Source organism: Dermacoccus sp. CCH2-D9 (assembly GCF_001556795.1).
GTDB lineage: Bacteria > Actinomycetota > Actinomycetes > Actinomycetales > Dermatophilaceae > Dermacoccus > Dermacoccus nishinomiyaensis.
This window is the reverse complement of the sequence record NZ_LSJT01000114.1, coordinates 1-9285: the sequence shown is the minus strand read 5'-3', so window position 1 is coordinate 9285 and position 9285 is coordinate 1. Positions and strand designations below refer to the sequence as shown.

Here is a 9285-nt window from a genome sequence, read left to right as displayed (position 1 = left end):
GACGAAGAGGTGATGAGCGGCCTCCGACTCGGGCGCCCACGCGCCGCCGGGGCCGAGGAAGCCGATGACGTCGCCCGCTCGCGCCGCAGCCGCCCAGGGCCCCGCGAGGCCGGCGTCACCGTGCACGACGAAGTCGATCGCCATCGTTCCGGCCGCGTGGTCGATCGCCCGGATCGTGTAGGTGCGCGTCACCGGCCATTCCTCACGAGGCCGCTCGGCGCGGATCTGTTCGGGGTCGAACGGCGCTGCGTAGTCGGCCCCGCGCGGCGGGAAGAGCAGCTTGACGTAGGCGTCCGTCACCGGTTTCGGCTCGAGGGCGCGCAGCCCGTCCCCGCTGAAGTGGACGCGCACGAGGTCGCGGGTCAGCCGCTCGGTCTGCTCGACTCTCACGTGGGTGGGCGTTCGCCGCGGGCAGGCCGGCGCTGCTTCGGTGTTCGTCACGATGTCCTCGTCTCGTCGGGGCTCCTCGGCGCCGCAGGGCACCTCGCTGCGATCCTGATCGGCCATTTCCAGTGACACCCACGAAGGAACGACACCGAGGCCACGCAGACGAGCCAAATCCAAACTAAGGCTCCTAACCTCTGGGCAAATCAGGATCCTTGGGCAAGGCGGAGGCCCTGGGCAAGTCCGGGCGATGTTCGTACAGTGACCACATGACCGGTGCTCCCACGCCTCGCGAAGCGCTCGACCGCATCGCCTTCCTGCTCGAACGTCGCCGTGCGGGTACATACCGCGTCAAGGCGTTCCGTGGCGCCTCGCGCGCGATTGCCGCGCTCGACGAGGAGACGTTGCGCGCGAAGGCCGCCGACGGCTCCCTCGCGGACGTCTCCGGCATCGGCAAGACGACGCTCGCCGTCATCACCGAGGCACTCGACGGCCGCGTCCCGAGCTACCTCGACCAGCTGGAGGAATCGAGCCCCGAGCACCTCGTCGAGGGCGCGCAGCGCGTCATGGCCGCCGTCAAGGGCGACTGCCACACCCACTCCGACTGGAGCGACGGCGGCTCACCGATCGACGAGATGGTCATGGCAGCGATCTCCCTCGGGCGCGAGTACATCGTGCAGACCGACCACTCCCCCTCGCTGCGCGTCGCCAACGGGCTGAGTGCCGAGCGGCTGACGAAGCAGCTCGGCGTCATCGACGCGATGAACTCGGCCCTCGGGGCGACGGGCACCCCGTTCGTCCTGCTCAAGGGCATCGAGGTAGACATCAAGGAGGACGGCTCCCTCGACCAGCGCGCCGACATGCTCGACCGCCTCGACGTGCGGGTCGCGTCGGTTCACTCCAAGCTGCGTTCGGGCCCGGCCGCCATGACGAAACGCATGCTCGGCGCCATCGAGAACCCCCACACGACGATCCTCGGGCACTGCACCGGCCGCCTCGTCGACGGCGAACGCGGCGTCCGCCCACCGTCGACGTTCGATTCCAAGGCCGTGTTCGCTGCATGCGCCGAGCACCGCGTCGCCGTCGAGATCAATGCGCGCCCCGAACGCTGCGACCCGCCCGACGATCTCATCCGCGAGGCGATCGACGCCGGCTGCTACTTCTCCCTCGACTCCGACGCGCACGCGCCCGGCCAGCTCGACTTCCTCCAGTACGGCGCCGCGCGCATCGAGGAGCTCGGCGTGCCGCTCGAGCGCGTCATCACGACGTGGGACGTCGAGCGGGTGCGTACGTTCGCGCGCAAGGAGATCGCCTGAGAAGCGCCTCGACGCCGTCCGGGCCAGGCAGCGCACCGCACGCCATGCCGCCGGAATCCCCGTCATTCCGGGCGTTTTGCGTTGCCCGGCGAACGTGTACTAAAGTTACGCAAGTTCCAGCGGGGCAAACACCGGAAGGTGAGCGGCTCGCGGGAATGATTTGTGTAGTCCCCATCGTCTAGCGGCCTAGGACACTGCCCTTTCACGGCAGCGGCACGGGTTCGAATCCCGTTGGGGATACCACGCACAGATCGGCCTTTCACGAGGCCCCGTAGCGCAGTTGGTTAGCGCGCCGCCTTGTCACGGCGGAGGTCGCGGGTTCGAGTCCCGTCGGGGTCGCCATCCCTTTCCCAAGGGCCAGATAGCTCAGTTGGTAGAGCGAGCGACTGAAAATCGCTAGGTCGGCGGTTCGACCCCGTCTCTGGCCACGCTCCACCGAGAAAGCCCCCGAGATTCGTCTCGGGGGCTTTCTCGTGTTCTGCATGCCTCCCGGTTCGAGATGCCTCCCGGTTCGAGGCGCGTTCCGCGCCGCGGCACCCCGACGTTTCACCGGGCGCGAAGCTGCCTCGTTCGGCAGCGTCGCACCCGGTCGATCACCCACCGACGGCGCGTCGTCGTCAGCTCGCGGAGAGCGCCTCGTCGAGGATCGTCAGGGCCGCACGGACGTCGTCGTCGCTGACGTTGCACGGCGGCACGACGTGCAGCCGGTTCGCGGCGGCGATGACGAGCAGGCCGTTCTTCTTGCACGCGGCCGCGACGGCGGCGGCGCGCTCGACGGCGGGCGTGCGCGCGGCGTCCTTGACGAGTTCGAGCGCCCAGAACACCCCGACGCCACGCGCCTGGCCGACCGCGTCGTGCTTCTCGGCGAGCGCCTGCAGGCCGGGGCCGAGCACGTCGGAACCGATGCGGGCGGCGTTCTCGACGATGCCCTCGTCCTGCATCGCCGCGATCGTCGCGACGCCCGCCGCGCACGCGAGCGGGTGGCCGGAGTAGGTGAGGCCGCCGGGGTAGGCGCGCTCGTCGAAGTGGTGGGCGATCTCGTCGCTCAGCACGACACCGCCGAGCGGCACGTACCCCGAGTTGACGCCCTTGGCGAACGTGATGAGGTCGGGCACGACATTCGCGTGCTGGTGCGCGAACCAGGCACCGGTGCGGCCGAAGCCGGCCATGACCTCGTCGGCGATGAAGATGATGCCGTACTTCGTGCAGATCTCGCGGACGCCCTCGAGGTAGCCCGGCGGCGGCGGGATGATGCCGGCCGAACCGATGACGGGCTCGAGGATGAGAGCGGCGAACGCGTCGGCGCCCTCGGAGGTGATGGTGTGCTCGAGGTGCGTCAGCGCACGCTCGCACTCCTCGTCCTCGCTCGTCGCCCAGAACTCGCTGCGGTAGAGGAACGGACCGAAGAAGTGGACGACCTCGCTCGCGCCCTTGTCGTTGGCGAAGCGGCGCGCCTCACCGGTGAGGTGGATCGACTGCGCCGTCGCGCCGTGGTAGCTGCGGTAGGCGGCGAGCAGCTTGCGACGGCCCGTCACCTCGCGCGCCATGCGGACGGCGTGCTCGTTCGCCTCGGTACCACCGTTGGTGAAGAACACCTTGTTGAGCGTGTCGGGCAGCAGGTCGCTGATCATCTTCGCCAGCTGCGAACGCTGGTCGTTGGCGTTGCTCGGCCCGATCGTGCACAGCGTCTCGGCCTGCGTCTTGATCGCCTCGACGACGCGCGGGTGCTGGTGGCCGACGTTCGTGTAGACGAGCTGACCGGTGAAGTCGAGGTACTCGTTGCCGTCGCCGTCCCACAGGCGGGAGCCGGACGTCTTCGTCACGACCATCGGCTTCAGCGCGGCCTGCGCCGACCACGAATGGAAGACGTGGGCCCGGTCGAGTGCGTATGTTTCGTCGGGGGTCAAGGTCTTCGGTTCACTCATGGAGCCACTCTGGGGGTTCGCACGCCCACGCGCCAAACCCGTCTCAGGGCGCGGGAGACGCGCCGTGGCGCGGCAGAAGTACCGGGGCAGGTGTGGTGTCGCTGATGGGTGGCGGCCGGTGCGCCCCGAAGACGCGCGAAGGTCCGGCCGGCTGACGCCTCACCCAGGCTGGTCGGCGAGTGAGACCCAGCGCTGCCGACACTCGTCGAGGTCGGCCGAACCGCCCGTCAGGCTCGCGAGCTCGCTCTCGAGCGCTGCGCGGTCGGCCTCCGTGACGGCGAGCACCAGGCGCGCCGTTCCTGAGGCCGCGCCTTGGGCGTAGTCGACGCCCTCGACGTGCCGCCCGGCGGCTCGCAGGGCGTTCTCGACGCGGCCGACGTCGGCGATGCCGACGTCGGCCGCCATGACGAGGCGACACTCGTACGTGACGACGCGGGCCTCGGCCAGCGCGGCGCGCACGACGTCGCCGTAGGCCCGCACGAGCCCTCCGGCGCCGAGCAGCGTGCCGCCGAACCAGCGCGTCACGACGGCGACGACGTCGCTCAGACCCGAGGCGACGAGCGCCTCCAGCATCGGCGCGCCCGCCGTGCCCGACGGCTCGCCGTCGTCGTTGCTGCGCCGCACCTGACGCTGGGGGCCGAGCACGAACGCGCTGCAGTGATGACGCGCGTCCCAGTGCTGCTTACGAGCGGCCTCGACGACGGCCCGTGCGGCCACCTCCGACGCTTCGTCGTCACCCGCCCCCACCGGCGTCAATTCACACAGGAACCGCGAGTGCTTCACCTCGATCTCGGCGATTGCCAGGCCTGCGAGGGTGGTGAACCGAGACGTCGTCATGTCCGGCGACGATACCGGGCGCGATGATGCGAAACGACGACGCGGAACGTGGCGCCCCCGTCGCGTGCGCGTCAGAATGGGAGCATGACGTCGCGCCATCTGCCCGCATCCGCTCGCGCCCTCGTCGTCGGTGGTGCCTGCGTGCTCGCCGTCGCCGCGGGGTCGTCGTCACCCGCCGCCGCCACCACGCGCAGCCCGGGTGTGAGCTCGAGCAGCACCGCCGGGGCGTCCGAGGGAGCTCAGAAGTTGACCGTGCAGACCGCCACGGCCTCCCCTAGCACCGTCAAGGGGCCGACGACGCCGACGGTCGACGAGCCTGGCGACAACGAACCTGCCCTCGTCCTGGGTGGTTTCGGCCTCGGCGCGCTCGCCCTCGTGGGGACGTTCGTCGTCGCTCGACGGCGTGTCGTCGACGATCCAGGCTTGGCCACCACCCACACGGAGTGAGACCGGTCACTCATGGCCGCGCGAGGCGCCCGGCGATCCGCGTCGATGGGCGGAAATCAACGCACCTGAGGTAGCGTTACCCCCACGACAGAAACTTAGGATCCCCAGGGCCCTCCGCCTGACGTCCGCACGCCCGCGTGCGGGGTGATGACGGCCGCCCTGGCAACACGACAGAGGGGGTCTCGCCATGGGGCGCGGCCGGGCCAAAGCCAAGCAGACCAAGGTTGCACGCGAGCTCAAGTACTTCTCGCCGGACACCGACCTCAGCGCGTTGGAGCGAGAGCTCCGTGCCTCGCGCAGCGCGAACGAAACGCGTCAGGCGCAAGCCGACGACGAGGGCGACGAGTATGACCGCTATTCCAAGTGGGCGTCGGACGACGCCTGACCACGACGGGCGCGCAACCCGCTTTTTCTTGAGTTGACGTGAACGAGAGCCTCCATCCCATCGGGACGGAGGCTCTCGTCGTGCTGACTTCTGCGTGGGCCGCCGCCGAGCTCGAGGGGCTCGAGCGCCCGTGCTCACGCGTCAGGCGTAGCTGCCCACGATCTGGCAGGCGCCGGCGTCGACGCCCTTGGCGCCGGAGATGATCTCTGCCTCTGCGGCGTCGAGGTTCTCGGTGCGTGCGATATCGCCCATGCGCCATGCGGGCAGGTCGAGTTCGGCGCACACCTCGATGGCCGTCGCGGCCTGCTCGGCGGGCAGCACGGCGACGAAGCCGACGCCCATGTTGAGGGTGCGTTCGATGTCGTCCTGGGGCACGTTGCCGACGCGCTGGGTGACGTCGAAGACGGCCGGCGGCGTCCACGTCGAACGCTCGATGCGCGCGCCCATGCCCTTGGGCAGGACGCGGGCGACGTTCGCCGCCAGGCCCCCGCCTGTGACGTGGGACAGTGCGTGGATGTCGACGCCGTCGGTGCGGATGAGGCGCAGCAGGTCAGCAGCGTAGACCCGCGTCGGTTCGAGCAGCTCCTCCCCCAGCGTGCGACCGAACTCCTCGACGTGCTTGTCGTAGCCCCACCCGGCGCTCGCGTAGACCTTGCGCACGAGCGAGTAGCCGTTGCTGTGCAGGCCGCTCGCGGCGAGGCCGAGGACGACGTCACCTTCGCGCACCGACTCGGGAAGGATGAGATCGGCCTTGTCGACGACGCCCGTCGCGGCGCCCGCGACGTCGTACTCGTCCGCGGCGAGCAGGCCCGGGTGCTCGGCCGTCTCCCCACCGATGAGGGCGACGTTCGCCTGACGGCATGCCGCTGCGATGCCCTTGACGATGGCCGCGATGCGCTCGGGCACCACCTTGCCGGTCGCGATGTAGTCGGTCATGTAGAGCGGCTCCGCGCCGCACACGACGATGTCGTCGACGACCATGCCGACGAGGTCGAACCCGATCGTGTCGTGTGTGTCGAGCGCCTGCGCGATCGCGACCTTCGTGCCGACGCCGTCCGTCGACGTCGCGAGGATCGGGTGCTCCATGCGCGCGAGGACGGAGGCGTCGAACAGCCCCGCGAACCCGCCGAGGCCGCCGAGCACCTCGGGGCGCTGGGCCTGCTTGACGGAGGCCTTCATCAGTTCGACGGCCTTGTCGCCGGCCTCGACGTCGACGCCGGCGCCGGCGTAGGTGATGGGTTCGTTGTGCTGGGTCATCGTCGTCCTTCGAAGTGCGAGGTCACGGTGCGGGCGCGGCGCCGCCGTCAGGGCTGCGGCGGCGCGGGAGGATCGAGAGGCGTCGGTCAGTTCGACGTGTGCCGACGGACCGGGCTGACGGCGGCGCCCCCGGCGTGCGAGACGCCGTCGGGGTTGGTGCGGGCGAGGTCGATCGACTCGTCCTGGCCGAGGTCGGCCGTGCCGACCGTCGTCGGATCGACGCCGCCGAACTCGACAGGCAGCTGCAGCTCGAGCAGGCCCTTGCCGAGGCGATCCTCAGCGGGCAGCTCGACGGGGTAACGGCCCGTGAAGCACGCGGTGCACAGGTTCTCGCGCGGCTGCCCGGTGGCGGCGATCATGCCGTCCTCGCTGATGTAACCGAGCGAGTCGGCACCGAGAGACGTCGCGATCTCGTCGACGACGAGGCCGTTGGCGATGAGTTCGGCGCGCGTCGCGAAGTCGATGCCGTAGAAGCACGGCCAGCGCACCGGCGGGCTCGAGATGCGCACGTGCACCTCGGCCGCGCCGGCCTCGCGCAGCATCCGCACGAGGGCGCGCTGGGTGTTGCCGCGCACGATCGAGTCGTCGATGACGACGAGGCGCTTGCCCTTGATGACGGGCTTGAGCGGATTGAGCTTGAGGCGGATGCCGAGCTGGCGGATCGTCTGGCTCGGCGCGATGAACGTCCGCCCGACGTAGGCGTTTTTCACCAGGCCCATGCCGTACGGAATCCCGGACTCCTCGGCGTACCCGATCGCGGCGGGCGTCCCGGATTCCGGCGTCGGCATGACCATGTCGGCGTCGACGGGGAACTCACGCGCGAGCTGACGGCCCATCTCGACGCGGCTCTCGTAGACCTCGCGGCCGGCGATCGTCGTGTCGGGACGGGCGAGGTAGACGTACTCGAAGACGCAGCCCTTCGGCTCGGGCTCGGCGAACGTCGTCGAGCGCAGACCGTCCGCGTCGATGGCGATCATCTCGCCCGGCGCGACCTCGCGCACGTAGCTGGCGCCGACGATGTCGAGCGCCGCCGTCTCGCTCGCGACGACCCAACCGCGCTCCAGGCGGCCGATGACGAGCGGGCGGATGCCCTGCGGGTCACGCGCGGCGTAGAGCGTGTTCTCGTCCATGAAGACGAAGCAGAACGCGCCCCGCAGGTGAGGCAGCAGGGCGAGGGCCGTCTTCTCGAGGCTCGTGTCGAACTGAGCGCCGAGCAGCGCCGTCACGAGCGCGGTGTCGGTGGTGTTGCCGCGACGCAGCTCGCCGAAGGTGTTGCCGAGCTCGCCGTGGATCTCTTCGAGCTTCTCGCGCAGCTCGGCGGAGTTGATGAGGTTGCCGTTGTGCGCGAGCGCGACGGTGCCCGCCTCGGTGTCACCGAGCGTCGGCTGCGCGTTCTCCCAGGTGGAACCACCCGTCGTCGAGTACCGGCAGTGGCCGATCGCGAGGTGGCCGCGCAGGGAGGCGAGGCTCGTCTCGTCGAACACCTGGGAGACGAGGCCCATGTCCTTGTAGACGAGCAGGCTCTTGCCGTCGCTCGTCGCGATGCCCGCCGACTCCTGGCCGCGGTGCTGCAGCGCGTACAGGCCGTAGTAGGTGAGTTTCGCGACCTCTTCACCCGGTGCCCAGACCCCGAAGACGCCACATGCGTCCTGGGGGCCCTTCTCGCCGGGAAGGATGTCGTGTGAGAGTTTGCCGTCGCCGCGTGCCACAGACATCAGTCTTTCACGACCTGAGCCGCAGCGTGCATCGTGCGAGCAGCCGGGCGCCGGGGCGCAGGACGCGTACGGGCATCAGGAACGACGGTCGGCGACGACGAACGCGAGGCCGCCGAGCAGCGTGCCGAGGGCACCGAACAGGACGACGAGGTAACCGGTCGACGACGACGCCGTGTAGTTGCCGCCGTCACCGCCGTTGAGGGAGACGAAGAGGCCCGCGAGGGCTCCGATGACGGCGCCCGTCAGCAGGAACGGCATGACGCGGGGCGCACGACGCACGCGAGCGAGGGGCACGCCGTCGCGGTTCGTGGCCGGACGTTCGTCGGCGCGCGCCTCGTCATGTGCCGGGCGTGGGGCCTCCGACGCCGGGCGGGCGTCGTCACGGGTGTCGTGGCGGCTCTCGTCGCGCTCGGCGGTTTCGGTGCGGGGTTCAGGCGTGCTCACCCCACCACGGTAGCAACGCCCGCGGGCGCATCACGACGCGGTAAATCCCGGCCCGGCGCAAGTGACTCGGCGGTAGGGTGGCCACAGAAATGTGTGCTCGTACGACTGATGGGACGCGACCGTGAAGTGGTTCATCCTCGAAAACGTCATCCTGCTGTTGGCTCTGATCGCCTACCTGCTCATGCGCGACCCGAAGAAGGGCGCGCCGAAGCGCCCGGGTTCGGTCGGCATCCACGGAGTGAACGGCAAGAACAAGATCGGCCGTGACGACTCCGTCGACGAGAGCGTCGAGACGCCTGACGCGAAGGCCGCGGCCACCTCCGAACTCGAGGAGAAGCCCGCGAAGGGTGCCGCAAAGACGGCCGACGAGGTGAAGACCGGCGCACCGAAGAACGAGACGGCCGAGCAGCAGCCGGCCGCCCAGGACGCGCCCGCGAAGGCGGACGCTCCCGCGCCGAAGAACGCGCCGTCCAACGGCCAGAAGGCTGCCGCCGCCGGTGCTGCGGCGGCAGCCGGTAGCGCTGCGGCGGCAGCGGCCGACGACTGGGATGCCGCCCCGGCTCCTGCTCCTGAGA

General features: G+C 70.0%; 10 protein-coding genes and 3 tRNA genes. 7 read left to right on the top strand and 6 right to left on the bottom strand.

The window, feature by feature from the left end; translation table 11 throughout:
* Positions 1-390 (bottom strand): siderophore-interacting protein (locus AX669_RS10105; RefSeq protein WP_231729551.1); only part of this gene is annotated, 390 nt, incomplete at its 3' end.
* A 263-nt stretch (positions 391-653) separates the two neighbouring features.
* Between AX669_RS10105 and AX669_RS10100 the strand changes: the two genes are divergently transcribed.
* The 4 genes from AX669_RS10100 to AX669_RS10085 all read left to right on the top strand — a co-directional run bounded on the left by AX669_RS10100 (position 654) and on the right by AX669_RS10085 (position 2128).
* Positions 654-1700, top strand: a complete 1047-nt coding sequence (locus AX669_RS10100) for a PHP domain-containing protein (protein WP_062258224.1) — start codon at positions 654-656, stop codon at positions 1698-1700.
* A 167-nt stretch (positions 1701-1867) separates the two neighbouring features.
* Positions 1868-1943, top strand: a tRNA-Glu gene (locus AX669_RS10095).
* A gap of 22 nt (positions 1944-1965) precedes the next feature.
* A tRNA-Asp gene (locus AX669_RS10090) sits at positions 1966-2042 on the top strand.
* A 13-nt stretch (positions 2043-2055) separates the two neighbouring features.
* A tRNA-Phe gene (locus tag AX669_RS10085) sits at positions 2056-2128 on the top strand.
* A gap of 189 nt (positions 2129-2317) precedes the next feature.
* Here the strand turns inward: AX669_RS10085 and AX669_RS10080 are convergent.
* Together AX669_RS10080 and AX669_RS10075 are read right to left on the bottom strand one after the other, a co-directional pair.
* Positions 2318-3625 carry an aspartate aminotransferase family protein gene (locus AX669_RS10080; protein WP_062258223.1) on the bottom strand — a complete coding sequence of 436 codons (1308 nt, stop codon included), beginning with the start codon at positions 3623-3625 and terminating at the stop codon, positions 2318-2320.
* A 159-nt stretch (positions 3626-3784) separates the two neighbouring features.
* Positions 3785-4462, bottom strand: a complete 678-nt coding sequence (locus tag AX669_RS10075) for a YigZ family protein (protein WP_062258221.1) — start codon at positions 4460-4462, stop codon at positions 3785-3787.
* Positions 4463-4546: 84 nt separating this feature from the next.
* On the opposite strand from AX669_RS10075, the gene AX669_RS10070 reads away from it, so the two are divergent.
* Together AX669_RS10070 and AX669_RS10065 are read left to right on the top strand one after the other, a co-directional pair.
* On the top strand, positions 4547-4909 hold the full coding sequence (locus AX669_RS10070) for a hypothetical protein (protein WP_062258219.1): 363 nt from the start codon (positions 4547-4549) through the stop codon (positions 4907-4909).
* 187 nt (positions 4910-5096) lie between these two features.
* The gene (locus AX669_RS10065; protein ID WP_062258217.1) at positions 5097-5294 is read left to right on the top strand and encodes a DUF3073 domain-containing protein; all 198 of its coding nucleotides are present in this window, start codon (positions 5097-5099) and stop codon (positions 5292-5294) included.
* Positions 5295-5435: 141 nt separating this feature from the next.
* Here AX669_RS10065 and purM read toward each other — a convergent pair whose 3' ends face one another.
* From purM to AX669_RS10050, 3 genes are all read right to left on the bottom strand, one after another.
* Positions 5436-6551, bottom strand: a complete 1116-nt coding sequence (gene purM / locus AX669_RS10060; RefSeq protein ID WP_062258216.1) for a phosphoribosylformylglycinamidine cyclo-ligase — start codon at positions 6549-6551, stop codon at positions 5436-5438.
* An 86-nt stretch (positions 6552-6637) separates the two neighbouring features.
* The gene (gene purF, locus AX669_RS10055; RefSeq protein ID WP_062258213.1) at positions 6638-8260 is read right to left on the bottom strand and encodes an amidophosphoribosyltransferase; all 1623 of its coding nucleotides are present in this window, start codon (positions 8258-8260) and stop codon (positions 6638-6640) included.
* Positions 8261-8341: 81 nt separating this feature from the next.
* Entirely contained in the window at positions 8342-8710 is a 369-nt protein-coding gene (locus tag AX669_RS10050; protein WP_062258211.1) for a hypothetical protein, read from the bottom strand.
* Positions 8711-8831: 121 nt separating this feature from the next.
* On the opposite strand from AX669_RS10050, the gene AX669_RS10045 reads away from it, so the two are divergent.
* Positions 8832-9285: hypothetical protein (locus AX669_RS10045; protein ID WP_197418892.1), on the top strand; the 454-nt coding region annotated here is incomplete at its 3' end.

Coding starts and splice junctions, on each gene's coding strand:
- AX669_RS10075 (WP_062258221.1), bottom strand. CDS start 4,462: ATGACGACGTCTCGGTTCACCACCCTCGCAGGCCTGGCAATCGCCGAG.
- purM (WP_062258216.1), bottom strand. CDS start 6,551: ATGACCCAGCACAACGAACCCATCACCTACGCCGGCGCCGGCGTCGAC.
- AX669_RS10080 (WP_062258223.1), bottom strand. CDS start 3,625: ATGAGTGAACCGAAGACCTTGACCCCCGACGAAACATACGCACTCGAC.
- AX669_RS10070 (WP_062258219.1), top strand. CDS start 4,547: ATGACGTCGCGCCATCTGCCCGCATCCGCTCGCGCCCTCGTCGTCGGT.
- AX669_RS10100 (WP_062258224.1), top strand. CDS start 654: ATGACCGGTGCTCCCACGCCTCGCGAAGCGCTCGACCGCATCGCCTTC.
- AX669_RS10065 (WP_062258217.1), top strand. CDS start 5,097: ATGGGGCGCGGCCGGGCCAAAGCCAAGCAGACCAAGGTTGCACGCGAG.